Origin of the sequence: Lysobacter antibioticus, from assembly GCF_001442535.1 — a bacterium.
GTDB lineage: Bacteria > Pseudomonadota > Gammaproteobacteria > Xanthomonadales > Xanthomonadaceae > Lysobacter > Lysobacter antibioticus.
On record NZ_CP013141.1, the window covers coordinates 5,762,768 to 5,763,261 of the forward strand.

General features: G+C 61.3%; 2 protein-coding genes (1 of these 2 cut by a window edge). Both read right to left on the reverse strand.

Annotation, left to right across the window (positions count from 1 at the left end; translation table 11 throughout):
* On the reverse strand, positions 1-318 hold the 5' portion of the coding sequence (locus GLA29479_RS23325) for a caspase family protein (RefSeq protein WP_057973012.1). It extends 24 nt beyond the left edge of the window; only the first 318 of its 342 coding nucleotides appear in the window; it begins with the start codon at positions 316-318; the stop codon falls past the left edge of the window.
* Positions 315-476 (reverse strand): hypothetical protein, encoded by a 162-nt coding sequence (locus GLA29479_RS25525; RefSeq protein ID WP_169795730.1) that lies wholly within the window; start codon positions 474-476, stop codon positions 315-317. The genes GLA29479_RS23325 and GLA29479_RS25525 overlap by 4 nt, the downstream gene beginning before the upstream one ends.
* Between the last annotated feature and the right edge of the window lie 18 nt (positions 477-494).

Consider the following 494-nt stretch of genomic DNA (forward strand, 5'->3'; position numbering starts at 1 on the left):
CCCATGTCCGGCGTAGAAAAGCACGAAGGTGTCCTCGGGCTTCAAGGACTCCTGCATGATCGCCAAGTGCTCGACGATGCGCTGCCGGGTGGCGTTCTCATCCAGCAAAATCGTCACGACGTAGCCCTGTCGCGCGAGGCTGTCAGCCAGGGCTAGTGCGTCATCGGCTGCATAGTTGAGCTTTGCCACGTCCTGTTCGGCGTAATCATCGATTCCCACGAGCAAGGCATACCGCTGCGATGCGGGTTGGGCGCCGACGCCTTCCGCGAACGCGCATGCGGCCACCAGGAAGAACGTCGCGCCGATCAATCTGTTCATTGCGGGCCTCCGGATTGCAAGGCAGTGCGCAACAGGTTGGACAGATCCTGCGCCAGCAATGCCGCGCGTACTTCACCAGCACGCCGATCCGGGTCGTTTCCAGCGACGAACTCGTCCAGCGCCACCTGCACCTCTTCGCTGTTGGTGTAATGGAACATCACCTCCGTCTCGAAGCG

Bases quoted from the DNA above. Each gene is read 5' to 3' on its own strand.
- GLA29479_RS25525 (WP_169795730.1), bottom strand. From the start codon at position 476: ATGTTCCATTACACCAACAGCGAAGAGGTGCAGGTGGCGCTGGACGAG.